At 38.5% G+C, this 18649-nt stretch carries 14 protein-coding genes; 1 reads left to right on the top strand and 13 read right to left on the bottom strand.

The features are described 5' to 3' along the window. Positions 1-123: 123 nt before the first annotated feature. Both ACTSKG_RS09155 and ACTSKG_RS09160 read right to left on the bottom strand, forming a co-directional pair. The gene (locus ACTSKG_RS09155) at positions 124-981 is read right to left on the bottom strand and encodes a class II fructose-bisphosphate aldolase (protein ID WP_464757876.1); all 858 of its coding nucleotides are present in this window, start codon (positions 979-981) and stop codon (positions 124-126) included. 161 nt (positions 982-1142) lie between these two features. Further along, a complete protein-coding gene (locus ACTSKG_RS09160; RefSeq protein ID WP_464757877.1) occupies positions 1143-1502 on the bottom strand; it encodes a response regulator in 360 nt (119 codons plus the stop codon). Between the two features lie 139 nt (positions 1503-1641). On the opposite strand from ACTSKG_RS09160, the gene ACTSKG_RS09165 reads away from it, so the two are divergent. After that, on the top strand, positions 1642-2157 hold the full coding sequence (locus tag ACTSKG_RS09165) for a DUF2529 family protein (RefSeq protein WP_464757878.1): 516 nt from the start codon (positions 1642-1644) through the stop codon (positions 2155-2157). Between the two features lie 631 nt (positions 2158-2788). Here ACTSKG_RS09165 and ACTSKG_RS09170 read toward each other — a convergent pair. The 11 genes from ACTSKG_RS09170 to ACTSKG_RS09220 all read right to left on the bottom strand — a co-directional run bounded on the left by ACTSKG_RS09170 (position 2789) and on the right by ACTSKG_RS09220 (position 18649). After that, the gene (locus tag ACTSKG_RS09170; RefSeq protein WP_464757879.1) at positions 2789-4384 is read right to left on the bottom strand and encodes a CTP synthase; all 1596 of its coding nucleotides are present in this window, start codon (positions 4382-4384) and stop codon (positions 2789-2791) included. 144 nt (positions 4385-4528) lie between these two features. After that, the gene (rpoE, locus tag ACTSKG_RS09175; RefSeq protein ID WP_464757880.1) at positions 4529-5071 is read right to left on the bottom strand and encodes a DNA-directed RNA polymerase subunit delta; all 543 of its coding nucleotides are present in this window, start codon (positions 5069-5071) and stop codon (positions 4529-4531) included. 355 nt (positions 5072-5426) lie between these two features. After that, a complete protein-coding gene (gene icmF, locus ACTSKG_RS09180) occupies positions 5427-8684 on the bottom strand; it encodes a fused isobutyryl-CoA mutase/GTPase IcmF (protein ID WP_464757881.1) in 3258 nt (1085 codons plus the stop codon). A 114-nt stretch (positions 8685-8798) separates the two neighbouring features. Then, a complete protein-coding gene (locus tag ACTSKG_RS09185) occupies positions 8799-9419 on the bottom strand; it encodes a TetR/AcrR family transcriptional regulator (protein ID WP_464757882.1) in 621 nt (206 codons plus the stop codon). 9 nt (positions 9420-9428) lie between these two features. Next, entirely contained in the window at positions 9429-10568 is a 1140-nt protein-coding gene (locus ACTSKG_RS09190; protein WP_464757883.1) for an acyl-CoA dehydrogenase, read from the bottom strand. A 437-nt stretch (positions 10569-11005) separates the two neighbouring features. Then, positions 11006-12142, bottom strand: coding sequence for an acyl-CoA dehydrogenase (locus tag ACTSKG_RS09195; protein WP_464757884.1), 1137 nt, complete (start codon positions 12140-12142; stop codon positions 11006-11008). Between the two features lie 38 nt (positions 12143-12180). Next, positions 12181-13032, bottom strand: a complete 852-nt coding sequence (locus tag ACTSKG_RS09200) for a 3-hydroxybutyryl-CoA dehydrogenase (RefSeq protein ID WP_464757885.1) — start codon at positions 13030-13032, stop codon at positions 12181-12183. Beyond that, a complete protein-coding gene (locus ACTSKG_RS09205) occupies positions 13029-14237 on the bottom strand; it encodes an acetyl-CoA C-acetyltransferase (RefSeq protein ID WP_464757886.1) in 1209 nt (402 codons plus the stop codon). Before ACTSKG_RS09205 ends, ACTSKG_RS09200 begins: the two co-directional genes overlap by 4 nt. 174 nt (positions 14238-14411) lie before the next feature. Then, entirely contained in the window at positions 14412-16565 is a 2154-nt protein-coding gene (locus tag ACTSKG_RS09210; protein WP_464757887.1) for a (Fe-S)-binding protein, read from the bottom strand. Between the two features lie 946 nt (positions 16566-17511). Next, entirely contained in the window at positions 17512-18174 is a 663-nt protein-coding gene (locus ACTSKG_RS09215) for a hypothetical protein (protein WP_464757888.1), read from the bottom strand. Next, on the bottom strand, positions 18167-18649 hold the full coding sequence (locus tag ACTSKG_RS09220; RefSeq protein ID WP_464757889.1) for an ECF transporter S component: 483 nt from the start codon (positions 18647-18649) through the stop codon (positions 18167-18169). Before ACTSKG_RS09220 ends, ACTSKG_RS09215 begins: the two co-directional genes overlap by 8 nt.

The raw sequence follows: 18649 nt of genomic DNA on the forward strand, positions 1-18649 counted from the left end.
CTTCGACTGACAAGCGTTTTGTTTTCAAGTCAGACTGTAGTGCGTATAAGTATTGTCTAAAACCTAAGGAAAAGATCCTGTTAATAATGATGGCTTCTCCTTCTATCTATTTACATTGCTGAATTATGCTTTGTTTGAGCTTCCAAATTCACGCATTTTCCCGATAACCGTAGTTTTGATAGCATCGCGTGCCGGTATTAAATATTTACGTGGATCATATTGAGTTGGATTTTCATCTAAATATGCACGAATTGCTTTTGTAGCAGCTATTTGATTTTCTGTATTTACATTGATTTTGGCAGTTCCTAAAGATATAGAACGCTCAATATCATGTGTTGGTACTCCTGTACCACCATGCAGTACAAGCGGAAGGTCTGCTAGTTTTGAGATTTCTTCCATTTCTTTAAATCCTAAATTTGGTTCACCTTTATATGGACCATGTACTGATCCTAATGCTGGTGCTAAACAATCAATTGCAGTACGTTTTACTAGTTCAGCGCATTCTGTTGGATTCGCATAAATAACACCATCTGCGATTACATCATCTTCTTGGCCGCCAACTGTCCCAAGCTCTGCTTCAACTGATACATTTTGAGCGTGCGCATATTCCACAACTTTAGAAGTAATTTCTACGTTTTCTTCAAATGGATGATGGGAAGCATCGATCATCACAGATGTGAAACCAGCTTCTATTGCCTCTTTACATTTTTCAAAGCTAGAACCGTGATCTAAATGAATAGCCACTGGAACCGACGTTTTGTAGTCTTCCATTAGTCCTTTTACCATATGTACAACTGTAGTAAAGCCGCCCATATATTTTGCAGCACCTTCTGAGACACCTAAAATAACTGGTGACTTTTCTTCTTCTGCCGCTTGTAAAATAGCTTGTGTAAATTCTAGATTATTAATATTGAACTGCCCTACAGCGTATCCTTCTTTTTTACCTTTTATAAGCATTTCTTTCATTGATACTAAAGCCATTCAAATGGACCTCCTCTGTTTGATTTTATTCTCATTTATTTGCTTATTATATCTATTTTATCCAGTGAATGAGAAAATCCTCATTTCTGCATGTGGCATTTCCCACTTTTCTTTTTCATCATAACAAAAACAGGCGATGTTTTCCACTGCCTGCTTATGGACTACTTTTTTAACAAATTATTTATTGCGTCCCGTACTTCAAAAATATCAAAAGGTTTTGTAAAATAAAGCGATGCACCTAGTCCCATTGCTTCTTGAATCATATTCAACTCTCCATAAGCCGTCATCATTATAACGGGTAAGCTTGGATACTTTTCCTTTAATAAAGTGAGAATCTTTATTCCATCCATTCCAGGAATTTTCATGTCCAATAAAACACCGTCTATTGCTTGTTTTTCAGCAATATCCAAAGCTTCTAGACCATTTGAGGCTAAACTCACTTCGTATCCTTCTTGTGAAAAAACTTCCTTTAAGAGCATTCGTATTCCTAGTTGATCATCAACAATTAAAATTTGTTTCATGATGCACAAACCCCTTTAATTAAATTTCCCCCTCTATACTATTCGCTATGAATTTTCTTTTCCCTTCTATAAATTCAAAATACTTCCCGTTTTACGTATCTCCTCTCCTACCTTATAATAACTACGAGGTGATAATTCCATGAAAATGTTAACAACCCAACTTTCCGGACTTCTTCAAAGAATTGCTACTTCCGAAGAAGAAAATATAGAAGAAACATCTAGACTTCTTGCACAAGCCGCTGCACGACAAGGTTCCATTTACTTCGCCACTTTCGACGAAATGGAAAGTATTAAAATAAATGCAAAAAATGCTGTAGAACCATTTCCCAGCATGCAAGAATGGACAAAAAATACTAAACTTACAAGTGTAGATCGAGTTTGGATTATTACAAGATCTTGTGAAAATAAAGAAGCTTTAGCTCTCGCAAAAAAATTAAGTGATGAATTCATCCCATTTAGCGTTACAGCCGCAGAAGTCGCAGATGACGAGAACCAACTTGCTAATCTAGCCTATACATATATTTCCTTGAAACTCTCCAAAGGTCTCCTTCCTACTGAAGATGGAAGTCGAATTGTACTACCCTATGCCTTAAGCGCAATGTTTGTATATGAAGCTGTAAAAATGAAGCTTGACGAAATACTTATTGGTGAATAAACATAGGAAAAGCCCCAAGAAATTTGTTATTTCTTGGGGCTTTTTTGTTTTGGGTTTCTATTGTTGGTCTCGCTCTGCTAATTTCTAACTGATTATGGATAATAATTCAAAACGCTTGCCCCAGTTTGAATATTTTATTGTAAAAAAGCTCTGTCTCACCTTGAGTTAACTCTTAGTTCTGAGATTTGGTCGCTCTTCTCATTGAATTGGTCGCTCCCACTGAAGAATTGGTCGCTCCTACCACATAACTGGTTGCTCTCCAAGTTCATTTGGTCGCTCTTTGCCATTTAATCCCTGAGGAACAAAGTAGATTCAACTATTACTCATGGAGTAATCCCTGTATTAGGAATATTTGTTTTTGCATCGCTCTGCTAATTTCTAACTGATTATGGATAAAAATTCAAAACGCTTGCTACAGTTTGAATATTTAATTTATAGAAACGCACTGTCTCACTTTAAGTCAACTCTTAGTTCTGAGATTTGGTTGCTCTTCTCATTAAATTGGTCGCTCCCACTGAAGAATTGGTCGCTCTTACCACATAATTGGTTGCTCTCCAAGTTCATTTAGTTGCTCTTTGCCAGTTACTTCCATAAAAAAAGCAGTTCGACGAGTCGAACTGCTTTATATAGTTTATTTTTCTACGGCTGCTTTGATGAATTCACGGAATAATGGTTGTGGACGTTGTGGACGTGACACAAATTCCGGATGGAACTGAGATGCTACGAAGAATGGATGATCTGGTAGCTCGATGATTTCGATTAGGCGACCATCTGGGCTTGTACCAGAGAATACGAATCCAGCTGCTTCAAATTGTTCACGGTATTCGTTGTTGAATTCGTAACGATGACGGTGACGTTCGTATACAAGTTCTTCTCCATATGCTTCGTGTGCTTTAGAGCCATGAGTTAGTTTGCATGGATATAATCCAAGGCGAAGTGTACCACCTAGATCTTCAACATCTTTTTGTTCAGGCAGCAAATCGATTATTGCATGTGGAGTTTTAGCATCTAACTCTGTAGAGTGAGCTCCTTGTAGTTCTAGAATAGAGCGTGCAAACTCAACAGTTGCAAGTTGCATTCCAAGACAAATACCTAAGAATGGTACATTGTTTTCACGTGCAAATTTAGTAGCTGCAATTTTACCTTCTACTCCGCGATCTCCAAATCCACCAGGAACAAGAATTCCATCTACATCTGAAAGAATTTCCGCGACATTTCCTTCGTTTACTTCTTCTGCATTAACCCATTTAACTTCAATATCTGCATCAAATTTGTAACCAGCATGTTTCATCGCCTCTACTACAGATATATATGCATCTTGAAGTTCTACGTATTTACCAACTAAACCAATACGAACTTTTTTCGATAATGATTTCACTTGATCCACAAGTGCTTGCCAGTCAGTCATATCCGCTTCTTTTGTATCAAGTTCGAAATGATCCACAACAATTTGGTCTAAATGTTGTTCTTGAAGCATTAATGGAATTTCATATAGTGAATCTGCATCGATACATTCAATTACTTCCTCTGGTTTAATATCACAGAATAACGCAATTTTGTCTTTCATATCTTGAGGAATTGGCATTTCTGAACGACAGACAATTACATTTGGTTGTATACCAAGGCTACGTAATTCTTTCACGCTATGTTGTGTAGGTTTTGTCTTCATTTCACCAGCAGCTTTGATAAATGGAACTAAAGTACAATGTACGTACATAACATTTTTGCTACCTACATCACGTTTCATTTGACGAATTGTTTCTAAGAATGGAAGAGACTCTATATCTCCAACTGTACCACCGATTTCAGTAATAACGATATCTGCATGTGTTTCTTTTGCAGCTAAGAATAAACGCTCTTTAATTTCATTTGTAATATGTGGAATTACTTGTACTGTTCCTCCATTGTAATCCCCGCGACGCTCTTTTCTTAAAACAGAAGAATATACTTTCCCTGTTGTGATATTCGAGTATTTATTTAAATTAATATCAATAAAACGCTCGTAATGACCTAAATCTAAATCCGTTTCTGCACCATCATCTGTTACAAAAACTTCCCCATGTTGATAAGGACTCATTGTTCCTGGGTCTAAGTTAATGTATGGGTCAAATTTTTGAATCGTTACATTCAAACCTCTGTTTTTCAATAGACGTCCAAGTGACGCCGCCGTGATACCTTTTCCTAATGAAGATACTACTCCACCAGTAACAAAAATAAATTTAGTCATTGTTTATTCCTCCTATGTGTTTAATTACAACAACAAAAAGCGCTCCGCCTGCTTTTTTGCAGGGGAGCGCATATGCACATGAGTAATGTCTCTTTAAAAAGAGCCCAATTGAATCTTATAGCGTATAGAAGTAGAAGTCAAGAATTATTCCTCATCTTCTAAATCTTCGTCGTCCAAATCTTCGTCTTCAATGATTTCAAATTCATCTTCGTCTTCATCGATTAAATCCTCTTCGATCACTTCATCAATTTCTCCTACGAAATCAATTGCAACGTCGTCGTCATCATCTTCATCTTCCTCTTCGACAAACTCATCGAACTCTTCTTCAAAGATAATTTCATCTTCATCTATGTCATCTAACTCATCATCTTCCACTGCTTTAGCTTTCTTTTTACGAACCTTTACGGTTGGAGCAGTTTCTTCTTCTATTTGTTCTACAGGGTACCATTCTCTCAAACCCCATTGATTTTCAGCTGTAGCTAAAAAACGGCCATCGATGTTCATATCTGTATAGAATTGAGGCTTACGGTTTGCCATCTCTTCATCAGTAAAACCATTAAGTTTTTGGATTTCGTCAAATAGTTCAGTTAGTGTTAAAGAATTTTTCTTATCCTCTAAAATAGCAAATCCTAAATCTATTAACGATTCTTCTTTTAATTGAGCTGTTGTCATTTCACGAAATTTCAAATCGTGCACGTCCTTTCAATGTCCGTTTTGCATACTTCCCATTATATACAAACAAGTATGTTATATGCTACATTCATTTATTCTTTTTGAAAAATGAATTTTTTGAAGTTGCTAACAAAAATAAATAAAATGAAAGTAAAAGTAAAGGAATGGATCCCAGTTGTTTATTATATAGGAAAACAGTAAGTAGTAGGAGTATGATAATGACCATTATGTGAATTACTTTTCTCATGTCATTTCTCCTTTACTACTTAAATCAAATTGAGTCTCTAACATCTACTAAATAAGGTTAGTATCATTATACAAAAAAACAAGAAAAAGTGCCCCGATAATACATCGGAACACTATTTTTTTTTTACATATTTCGTCGGTACTGCCCGCCGACCTCGTAAAGTGCGTTGGTGATTTGTCCAAGACTCGCCTTCTGAACGGTTGTCATTAGCTCTTCAAATATATTTCCACCAGTAACCGCTACTTGTTTTAGACGAGCGAGTGCTTCCTCTGCTTCGTTCGCATGTTTTTGTTGGAAGTTTTGAAGATTTGTAATTTGTGTTTCTTTTTCTTCTTTCGTTGCACGAGCAAGTTCCATATTATCAATATCCTCTGCGGTAGCAGGATTTGGATTCAAGTATGTGTTCACACCGATTATCGGAAGTTCGCCAGTGTGTTTTTTCATTTCATAGTACATGGATTCTTCTTGAATTTTTCCACGTTGGTATTGTGTTTCCATTGCACCAAGCACTCCACCACGGTCATTTATACGATCGAATTCGGAAAGAACTGCTTCTTCGACAAGATCCGTCATTTCTTCGACAATAAAAGCTCCTTGTAGTGGATTTTCATTTTTCGATAAACCATGTTCTTTTGTAATGATCATTTGAATTGCCATTGCACGTCGAACGGATTCTTCTGTCGGCGTTGTGATTGCTTCGTCATATGCATTTGTATGAAGCGAGTTACAGTTGTCTTGCAATGCCATTAAAGCTTGAAGCGTTGTGCGAATATCATTAAAATCTATTTCTTGCGCGTGTAGGCTTCTACCTGATGTTTGAATATGGTATTTCAGTTTTTGACTTCGTTCGTTCGCACCATATTTATCGCGCATTACAACAGCCCAAATGCGACGTGCAACTCGGCCAATTACTGTGTACTCTGGATCCAAACCATTCGAGAAGAAGAACGATAAGTTTGGTGCAAAATCATCGATATTCATACCGCGACTTAAGTAATACTCCACGTAAGTGAAACCATTTGAAAGTGTAAACGCCAGTTGAGATATTGGATTAGCTCCCGCTTCCGCTATATGATAACCAGAAATCGATACCGAATAATAGTTACGAACTTTTTGGTCAATAAAGTATTGCTGAATGTCACCCATCATACGTAAAGCAAATTCTGTGGAGAAAATACATGTATTTTGACCTTGATCTTCTTTTAAAATATCTGCTTGAACTGTACCACGAACAACTTGTAACGTAGCAGTTTTTACTTCTGTAAATTCTTCTAGAGTTAATGTACGCCCAAGTTTTTCTTCTTGAATACGAACTTGCTGATCTATGGCTGTATTCATAAACATTGCTAAAATTATTGGCGCTGGACCATTAATTGTCATCGAAACAGAGGTAGATGGCGCACATAAATCAAAGCCATCATATAACTTTTTCATATCTTCTAATGTACAAATACTTACGCCAGATTCACCGACTTTTCCGTAAATATCTGGGCGATGATCTGGATCTTCACCGTAAAGTGTTACAGAGTCAAACGCTGTAGAAAGTCGTTTTGCATCATCATCTTTGGACAGATAGTGGAAACGACGATTTGTTCGTTCAGGTGTTCCTTCTCCTGCGAACTGTCGCTTCGGATCTTCCCCTTCACGTTTGAATGGGAAAACTCCCGCCGTATATGGGAATGAACCCGGAACATTTTCTTTATATACCCATCTTAAAATTTCACCATAATCCACGAATTTTGGAAGCACCACTTTTGGAATCTTTAACCCTGACAAGCTTTCTGTACGTAATATTGTGCGAATTTCTTTATCACGAATCTTCGTGATAAATTCATCTCCAGCATACGCTTCTTTTAAAGTTGCCCAGTTTTCCAATATCCGCTTTGATTCCGCTGTTAATTCATCACGAACTCCATTTGCTAATGACTCCAATGATTGAACTAAAGCATCATCCGCAGCTTTTTCTTTTACTGTCTCAATTGCACCTTCTAATTGGAACAATCTTCTCGCAAAAGCAACTTGTTCATCTGATTTTTTATGATATCCACGTACAGTATCTGTTATTTCACGAAGATAATAGCGACGGTCATTTGGAATGATGACGTTTTGCTTTTGTGTTTTTACAAAATGTTCGTAGGAAGTTTCCCAGTCAGAACCGGTCTTTTCATTCAACACTCCTACTAAAGCTGCAAATAAAGAATTTGTTCCTTTATCATTAAATTGGCTAGCAATAGTTCCGTAAACTGGCATTGTATCTAAATCATCATGCCATAATTCACGACTACGTTGATATTGCTTTTGCACTTGTCGAAGTGCATCTTCTGAGCCTTTACGTTCGAATTTATTGATAACAATTAAATCTGCATAATCAATCATATCGATTTTTTCTAATTGAGATGGTGCTCCGAACTCACTTGTCATTACATACATCGAAACATCCGATACATTTGTAATTTCCGCGTCCCCTTGCCCGATACCACTAGTTTCAACAACGATTAAATCGAAACCTGCTACTTTTACAACATCTAGAACATCGGCAATTGCACCCGATAATTCCGTGCGAGATCCGCGTGTTGCTAAACTACGCATAAATACACGCTTGTTAAAGATTGCATTCATACGGATTCTGTCACCGAGTAATGCTCCACCCGTTTTTTGTTTCGTTGGGTCAATCGATAAAACGGCAATTTTTTTGTCAGGCAATTCATGTAGGAAACGGCGTATTAATTCATCTGTTAATGAACTTTTCCCCGCTCCGCCAGTCCCTGTTATACCTAGAACAGGGGTACCTTTTGACAATTTCCTTGCTTGCTCAATCATTACTTTTACTTCAGCATCTTGCGTTTGATGTGCTTCTTCTGCAATTGTGATTAAATGAGCAAGCACCTCTGGGGCTTCCGTCGAAACGGTTGAAATTTCATCTTTCGCTCCAGAAGCTTTTGTTGGCACATCACATTCAACTAACATATGATTGATCATACCTTGAAGGCCAAGTTTACGACCATCTTCAGGCGAGAAAATACCTGAAATCCCGTAGTCTTGTAGTTCTTTTATTTCTTTCGGGATAATTACTCCGCCTCCGCCTCCGTATATGCGAATATGAGGTGCTCCGCGCTCTACGAGTAAATCCTTCATATATTTAAAATACTCAACATGTCCTCCTTGGTAGGAGGAAATTGCGATTCCTTGCACATCTTCTTGAATAGCAGCATTCACTACTTCTTCTACCGATCGGTTATGCCCTAAGTGAATAACTTCTGCTCCACTTGCTTGTAGAATACGGCGCATAATATTAATCGATGCATCATGTCCGTCAAATAGACTCGATGCAGTGACAAAACGAACATGATTTTTTGGACGATAAACTTCTACAGTTGACATGTTGTTCCCCCTTTTTGAATGGCTATGTTAACCTATACTGTCGTGCCTCCACAACAATCAATTAAATGGTTCAAAATCAACAATTATATTTAACATAGACTTTTGAATAAAAATTTACTTGCCCATCCCACTTAAGACAAATTCTATTTGTAATTCTGTAAATTGCTCAATTGTATATTCTTTACGTAAAGCCCATCTTCTAAATGCCCACATTTGTCCTTGAACGACAAGTGTATGTGCATAAAGGTTTGCTTGTGCTTCTGTAAGTTCAAGTTCACCAGATTGTATGCATCCAGTAAGAATCTCATGGAAGATATCTACCATTTCTAATTCTTTTTTTAATACATATTCCAGCGCATCTTTTGGTAAAGATTTGGATTCTTGATACATAACAACAAACTCATCCTGCATGTCGTCAATTACCCGATAATAGTGTCGGATCGCTGTTTTTAAATCTTCTATAGTGTCATTTTGTGACGTAATTTGAGATAGTTTGTCATGTACTTCATTGTAAATACTATCGCAAACTAAATAGAGCACATCTTCCTTTGTGCGAATATATTCGTAGAGTGTACCAATACTGAAACCAGCTTCTTTAGCTATTTCTCTCGTTGTAGCGCGGTGAAATCCTTTTTCTTTAAATAATGTAACTGCTGCACGAATCATTTGGTGACGTCTTTTTTCGATGAGACTTTCATCTTTTACAGATGTCTTCACTTCATGCTTTTTATCCATCGTCATCTACTACTTTGTAAGCATACGAGAAATAACTAGACGTTGAATTTCTTGTGTGCCCTCGTATATTTGCGTAATTTTTGCATCACGCATAAAACGTTCTACAGGGTAATCTTTTGTATACCCATATCCTCCGAATACTTGCACTGCTTCTGTCGTCACTTTCATTGCTGTATCGCCAGCCATTAGCTTCGCCATTGCAGATTCTTTTCCGTAAGGAAGACCATTGGATTCTAGCCATGCAGCTTGATACGTAAGTAAACGAGATGCTTCTGTAGATGTTGCCATATCAGCAAGTTTGAAAGATACGCCTTGATTTGCAACAATTGGTTTACCAAATTGAACACGTTCTTTAGCATATCCAACTGCAGCATCTAGTGCGCCTTGTGATATCCCGACCGCTTGAGCAGCAATTCCGTTACGTCCACCATCTAATGTTTTCATTGCGATGATGAAGCCCTCCCCTTCTTCTCCAAGAAGATTTTCTTTTGGTACACGGCAATTATCAAAAATAATTTCAGTTGTTGGAGAAGAACGAATTCCCAATTTCTTTTCTTTTTTCCCTACGGAGAATCCAGGGAAGTCTGCTTCAATGATAAATGCGCTTGTTCCCTTATGTTTTGAGTCTGGATCCGTCACTGCAAATACTACATAGATATCTGCAATACCACCATTTGTGATGAAGATTTTAGAACCATTTAGTACATAATGATCGCCATCTAATTTAGCAGTTGTTTTCATGCCGCCAGCGTCAGAGCCTGAACCAGCTTCTGTTAAACCGTATCCACCGATTTTAGTTCCCTCTGCCATTGGACGAAGGTATTTTTGCTTTTGCTCTTCATTGCCGTATTTAAAAATCGGCCATCCAGCGAGTGAAGTATGTGCAGAAAGCGTCACACCTGTTGATGCACAAACACGAGACAACTCTTCTACTGCGATGCAGTAAGCAAGATAATCAGAACCGATTCCGCCATATTCTTCTGGCCAAGGAATACCCGTTAAACCTAGTTCCGCCATTTTGTCGAAAATTTCGCGGTCAAAGCGTTCCTCTTCATCACGCTCTGCAGCTGTTGGTCCTACTTCGTTTTCTGCAAAGTCACGTACCATTTTTCGAATCATTTCATGCTCTTCTGATAGTTGAAAATTCATTATTATCCCGCCTTTTAGTGTTTTAGTTTGGTTACTCTCGTATTGTCGTTGGTTGCTCTTGTATCTAGGTTGATCGCTCTCGCATCGAGATTGGTTGCTCTCGTTACGACAGTGGTTGCTCTCGGATCGAAGCGATTTGCTCTTGTATACGTTGGTTGCTCTCGGATCGACGCTGATTGCTCTCGCATCGAAGCAATTTGCTCTCGTATACGTTTGCTTGCTCTCGGATCGTCGTTGGTTGCTCTCGGATCGACGTTGGTTGCTCTCGTATTGACGTTGGTTGCTCTCGCATCGATGCGATTTGCTCTGGTATACGTTGATTGCTCTTGGATCGAGATTTGTTGCTCTCGCATTGACGTTGGTTGCTCTCGGATCGACGCTGATTGCTCTCGCATCGAGGTCGGTTGCTCTCGTTAAGCCATTTATTAGGAATACATTTAATTTGTAAGATGCTTACTAATTACGATATTTTGTATTTCACTTGTTCCTTCGTAAATTTCCGTTATTTTTGCGTCACGGAAGTAACGTTCGACAGGATAATCTTCTGTGTAACCATATCCTCCAAATACTTGAACAGCTTCAATTGCTACATCCACCGCCGTTTTCGATGCAAATAGTTTCGCCATCGAAGCTTCTTTTCCACAAGGAAGTCCTTTTTCGCGAAGGCTCGCTGCACGATATACAAGAAGTCTAGCCGCTTCTACTGCAGTTCCCATATCTGCAAGCTTGAAGCCTACTCCTTGGTTTGCTGCAATTGGTTTACCAAATTGCACTCGTTCTTTTGCATATTCTACTGCTGCTTCAAAAGCTACTTCTGCAATTCCTAGTGCTTGCGTTGCGATTCCGATTCGACCAGTATTTAAATTTGCCATTGCAATTTTAAATCCTTCGCCTTCTTCACCGAGTCTATTTTCTACTGGAATTTTCATATCTTCAAAAGTGATTTGCACAGTTCTGGAACCGTGCAATCCCATTTTCTTTTCATCTTTTCCAACTATAAAACCAGGTGTATCCTTCTCCACGATAAAAGCAGTTATTCCTCTTGAACCTTGAGACGGATCCGTTGAAGCGAACACGATGTTCACATCTGCTTCGCCACCATTTGTAATAAATACTTTAGAACCATTTAGTACATAATGGTCATCTTTTTTAACTGCTTTCGTTTTCAGTGCACCCGCATCTGATCCTGCAGATGCCTCTGTTAAACAAAATGCTCCTAAGTATTCACCAGTTGCAAGCTTCGGAATATATTTATTTTTTTGCTCTTCATTGCCGAAGTAAAGGATTGGGTTCGTTCCAACAGATGTGTGAACAGAAAGAATTACTCCAACGACTGCACTCACTTTTGACAGCTCGTTTATTGCGATTACGTAGCTTGTGAAGTCCATTTCTGCACCGCCATATTGTTCAGGAACTGTTATCCCCATTAACCCTAATTCACCCATTTTTTTTATTATTTCACGAGGGAATTCCCCTTGTTCCATTCGTTCAATAAAAGGCTCGATTTCTGTTTTCGCAAAATCTCGCACCATATTACGCATCATTAATTGTTCTTCCGTGAATTTCAATTCCATCTTAAAAACCCCTTTTCCCCACTGATTGAGGTTTCACTTTATTCGTAGCTGTAAAAGCCTCGACCTGATTTCTTGCCTAACCAACCAGCTTTTACGTATTTTCTAAGCAGTGGGCACGGACGATATTTACTGTCCCCAAAACCTTCATGTAAAATTTCCATAATATACAAACAAGTATCTAAACCAATAAAATCGGCTAATTGAAGTGGTCCCATTGGGTGATTCATACCCATTTTCATCACATCGTCGATTGCTTCTTTTGAAGCAACACCTTCATAAAGAGTGTAGATTGCTTCGTTTATCATTGGCATTAAAATACGATTGGAAACGAAACCTGGGAAGTCATTTACTTCCACTGGTGTTTTACTTAGTTTAATCGTCATTTCTTCAATTGCTGTATATACCTCGTCAGAAGTTGCTAATCCGCGGATAATTTCTACAAGTTTCATTACAGGAACGGGATTCATAAAATGCATACCGATTACTTGCTCAGGCCGATTCGTTACCGCTGCGATTTCCGTGATTGGTAAAGAAGAAGTGTTCGTTGCCAAGATAGTATGTTTTGGCGTTATTTCGTCTAATTGTTTAAAAATTGATTGCTTGATATCCATATTTTCGACGGCCGCTTCAATTACTAAATCCACATCATTTGCGTCTTCGATGGAAAGTGATTTTGTAATATTTTGGAGAACTGCTTGTTTTTCATCTTCTGTCATGCGACCTTTTTCGACGTTACGTGACAAGTTTTTTGTAATTGTTTGAATGCCGCGATCGTAATATTGTTGTTCACGGTCATTTAATTTCACTTCAAATCCTGCTTGTGCACAAACTTGTGCAATTCCAGATCCCATTTGACCCGCTCCGATTACCATTACTTTTTGAATCGTCATGCGTTACTTCCCCCTGTTTTTGGAACTTCGATCATAATAGCATCACCTTGCCCGCCTCCCGAACAAATTGCTGCTACTCCAATACCACCACCGCGGCGTTTCAGTTCATAAGCAAGTGTTAATATAATACGCGCACCAGATGCTCCAATTGGATGACCAAGCGCTACTGCACCGCCGTTTACGTTCACTTTTTCCTCATCGATACCTGCAATTTGACTGCTTACTAATGCAACAGCGGCAAATGCTTCATTTATTTCAAATAAATCAATTTCAGCTAGTGTTTTCCCTGTTTTATCAAGTAATTTATTGATTACTATACCTGGTGTTTGAGGGAAGTTTTCCGGTTCAATTGCTATTTCGGCGTGACCTAGCACGTATGCCAGTGGCTCTTTCCCAAGCTCTTTTGCTTTTTCTTCATTTGTTAAAACCATCGCACAAGCTCCGTCATTAATACCAGGAGCATTTCCTGCAGTGATCGTTCCTTCACTACCAAATGCGGGTTTTAGTTTCGCAAGTGATTCGATGGAAGTGTCGCGGCGAGGTGCTTCATCTTGGTTTACGATGAAAGCGTCCCCTTTTCGTTGTGGAATTTCCACAGAGATAATTTCCTCTGCAAAAATGCCTTTGTCCATTGCTTTTAGTGCGAGATCATGACTTCTAAAAGACCACTCATCTTGCTTCTCGCGAGATAGTTCGAATGATTCGGCAGTAGTGTTTCCGTATGTCCCCATATGCACGTGCTTTGGATGGAATGAACAAGAAAGTCCGTCGTATATCATTCCGTCCACCATTTGCGCATCTCCCATACGAAGTCCGAATCTACCTTTTGGTAAATAATATGGAGCATTCGACATCGATTCCATTCCACCAGCAACAATGATTTCTTCATCACCAAGACGAATTAATTGATCAGCTAAAGTAACACTTCGCATACCAGAAGCACACACTTTGTTAATCGTTTCGGTTTTAACTGACCAAGGAATTCCTGCTTTTGTAGCAGCCTGTCTAGAAGGAATTTGCCCTTGACCTGCTTGTAATACAGTTCCCATAATGACTTCATCCACTTGTTCTACATCTATTCCAGCACGAGTCAACGCCTCTTTAATCGCTACTCCACCTAAATCAGATGCAGTTAAACTACTAAGTGCCCCTCCGAATTTCCCAAAAGCTGTACGTGCACCATCCAAAATAACTGTCTTTGTCAAACTAGCCACCCCTTTGTCTGATTTGTATGCGCTTTCAACAAAAATAAAATAAAAAACGTTACTGACTGAACGCTCGCTCGATTAAATTGTTAGAAAAAAGGGAGCTTTTACACTCCCTTACTATTAACACTAGTTTACGAAACTATCACATTAATTGCAATATAATATGTCTATTTATTGAACGATTGGTTCTACTTCTTCCTCTTCAACTGGTGGAATGAACTCTCCGAAAACTGATTTTTCTAGAAGCTCTGCAATGTCATAAGTACCAACAGTTTCTTCAACTTCCTTCGCTTTCGTACCATCCGATAACATCGTTAAACAGTAAGGACATCCAGAAGAAATAATGGTTGGATTCACTTCCAGCGCTTGTTCTGTACGAGCTACGTTTACACGATTTCCGACATGCTCTTCCATCCACATCATACCGCCACCTGCTCCACAGCACATTCCTGTTTCGCGGTTACGATCCATTTCTACTAATTTCACCCCAGGAATAGATTTTAACACTTCACGTGGTGCGTCATAGACATCATTGTATCGCCCTAAGTAACAAGAATCATGGAATGTAATTGTTTCTTCTACTGCGTATTGGGCTTTCAAACGACCAGCTTGCACTAAGTCATAAAGCATTTCTGTATGGTGAACTACTTCTCCACTCCATCCGAAATCGCTGTATTCATTTTTAAAGATATTATATGCATGTGGATCAATTGTTACTATTTTGGTTACCCCAGCTTTTTCAAATTCAGAAATATTATTTGTTGCTAGCTCTTGGAATAAAAACTCGTTTCCTAAACGACGTGGTGTGTCTCCAGAGTTCTTTTCTTTATTACCAAGAATAGCAAATTTCACTCCAGCCTCGTTCATTAAATGGGCAAACGATAAAGCGATCTTTTGTGATCGGTTATCGAACGATCCCATTGAACCAACCCAGAATAAGTATTCAAATTCTTCTCCAGCTTTCGATACTTCTTTCACTGTCGGAATGTGAATGTCTGGACGTGCATCTCTCCAGTTTTCTTTTTCTTTACGATTCAAGCCCCATGGATTTCCTTGGCGCTCAATATTCGTCATTGCGCGTTGTGCATCTGGATCCATCTTTCCTTCTGTCATAACTAAGTAACGGCGAAGGTCTATTATTTTGTCTACATGTTCATTCATAACTGGACATTGGTCTTCACAGTTACGGCAAGTTGTACAAGCCCAAATTTCTTCTTCTGTAATCACATCACCAATTAGTGATGGGCTATAAATATCTTCGATTACTGCAGCTTCTGCTCCTGCAGCCATCGCAAGTTGGTTTCCTTTTGTTCCTTGGAAAGCAAATGCTGGTACCCAAGGTTTTGTCTTTGTTTCAACTGCTCCAGTAAGTGTTAAATGATCTCGAAGCTTTACGATTAAGTCCATCGGAGAAAGCATTTTGCCTGTTCCCGTTGCTGGACACATATTTGTACAACGTCCACATTCTACACATGCGTAGAAGTCGATCATTTGTGCTTGGGTAAAATCTTGAATGCGACCTACACCAAAAGAAGGCATTTCTTCTTCGTCGGCTTCTTCGTCTTCTTCCTCTTCAAAATTGATTGGACGTAATTTCCCAACATTGTCTAACCGGTGGAAGTAAACGTTTGCAGGACCAGTTATTAAATGGAAATGCTTTGATTGTGGTACGTATACTAAGAATGTTAGTAGGAACAGAAGATGGACCCACCACATTAAATAGAAAACGACAGTTGCTGCAGTTGGTGGAATAAAACCAAATATTGTTGAGATAGAAGATGCGATTGGCTCAGTCCAAGCTGCATCATGGCCATGCCAAATCATCCCCATGCCATTACCAACTAAAACAGAAACCATTAACCCCCCGATGAAAATCAAAACAAGACCATTTTTCCATCCACGTTTTAAACGAACTAATTTTTCGATATAGCGTCTATAGAAAGCCCATACTACTGCTATTAAAATAACAAATGTGACGATTTCTTGGAAAAAAGTAAAAGCAGAATATACTGGTCCCAGTGGTAAATGTGAGCCAGGAGCTAATCCTTTCCATATAAAATCAATTGCCCCGAATTGAACTAATAAAAAGCCATAGAAGAACATAACATGGATTGCTCCACTTTTCTTATCTTTTAATAGCTTCTTTTGTCCGAAAACATACACCCAAATTTTGCGAAGTCTTTCCTTCACATTGTCTTCAAATTCAACTTTCTTCCCCAGTTTGATATATGCATACCTCGTTTTCAATAAATATGCGAACAAACCGATTGCGTACAAAGTAACTGCTATAAACAGCACCCAGTTTGCGATTAATAAAGTACTCATCTTATTTCTCCCCCTTTGAGTTGTAAAATGACGTGTTACCGATAGAATACCATTTGGTTAATAGAATGTTAAAGAAGTAATTTAATATTAAAACTGAATGAGCATTCAGTCAACATTAACTTATTTAAAGGTGTTCGAGATTGATTATAATGGCAAGAGGTTTCTTTGGGAATAGGAAAATCAGAAAATTTCTTCGTTTTGGAGGAAAAGCGAGGAGTTTTATTCAGTATTAGAGAGCTGCGTCTGTTATCAAAAATTATTATTCAAATAAAATAGCTTGGGATTATTTAACTTTATTTGTTGTAATACGGCACTTCGAGACCATTTCTCACAATTAAGAGTTAACTTGAAGTGAGATAGCTCACTATTTTTAGTTATTTGGAATTATTTTACATTAAAAGTTACTATACGGTTAAGGGAGACCATTTTCACCATATAAGCGATTAATTTGCTCATATCAGCGACCAATTCATTCCTATGAGCAACCATTTCAATTTCCAAAGCAACCAATTCTCGTAATAAAGAGTTACCTCTAAGTGAGATAGCACACTATTTTTCAATTGACAAATAGCCTTTTGGAATTATTTTACATTAAAAGTTACTATACGGTTAAGGGAGATCATTTTCATCATATAAGCGACTAATTTGCTCATATCAGCGACCAATTCATTCCTATGAGCAACCATTTCGATTTCCACAGCAACCAATTCTTACAATAAAGAGCTAACTCTTTGTGAGTTAGCTCCAGGTTATAGACAAAGTTATTTTTGAATGAATGGTATCTCTTCAGACTGTCTTGAAAACGCTTGTCAGTCGAGGCGCGCCAGCACGAGGCGGAAGCGAATAGAACTAAAGTTCATGAGCTTACAACGAAGTGCAAGCAACGAAGAATGCGAGCGTTTGTCAACAGTCTGGAGCTAACTCTTTGTGAGTTAGCTCTTAAAAATCAATTAATTTCTTCAAAATACTTTCCAAAATGCACTTTTGCTTCTACCACTCTATTAGGAGAAATTCCTAGTAATACAGATGTTGCCGGACCTGCAGATTTCGAAATGTCCCAACCGTTTAATTGGAAGGTTAATCCAAGTCGTTTGCATTCTGCTTCTATTCCTGTGGAACCGATTGGCCATACATGCTGCACTAGACCACTAACTATTCCATCCCAAATCATTTTTATGTCTGCAATTTTCTCTGCATCCATTAGTACTTCTTGGCCGACGCATGGTTTGCCATATATACACCATGAAGATTCTTCACTGCTCGTTGTTCGCTTTTCACCAATCATTGTGACTGCCATCGCAGATTGCAGCATTTCCATGTTTGATTCGGTGCTTCCGGTAACAACTGGGCAGGGTTGCCCGATTTCGACAAACAATTTCTCGATACCGGCTAAATATTTATTCCAGCTTTTATTACCCGAAAAGTTATGCATGATTATTGAGATCGGATGTGCTCCGGCAGCCCATTGTTCAACTAGTGTTACTCTTGCTGCAAAATAAGCTACAATCTCATCATCCACACGAACAATATCTGCTTCTTTTTCACCGATTCCAGCAGAATTATCGGTAGTTAATATTAGGCCATTTTGCAATAATACTGCGTTACGCATGGGTTTTCACACGCTCCATTACTCGCTCAACTAATGGAAATACTACTATCGCGATTCCAGCATTCAAAATGGTAGCAATTGTAATTCCGGGTAGTACAGTAACAAAAAATCCTGGCGAAATAATCCAATAAAACGGAAGTGTTGCAAGCACACTATTTGCAAATACAAAAAATATCCATTTCCATACCCGTAATCCTGATCTATGAAGTTTCGTGAACACAAATAAAATCAAAAACATTTCACCAGCAATTAATATATGAAGTGGTCCTAAAGGAAATCCTGCATAAAGGGATGAAGATAAATGACCGATCATGGAAGCTGCTCCTGCGTAAACAGGAGGCAAAAATGCAGCTGATACAAGTGCTGGAATCGTATCAAGTGCCGCGCTTCCAATACCTACAGGAATCTTCACGAATGCACCAATGGCACATAATGCTGCAAACATTGCTGCGAGTGTTAGTAGACGAAGCTTCAT

It is taken from the genome of Psychrobacillus syltrankelensis (assembly GCF_055454035.1).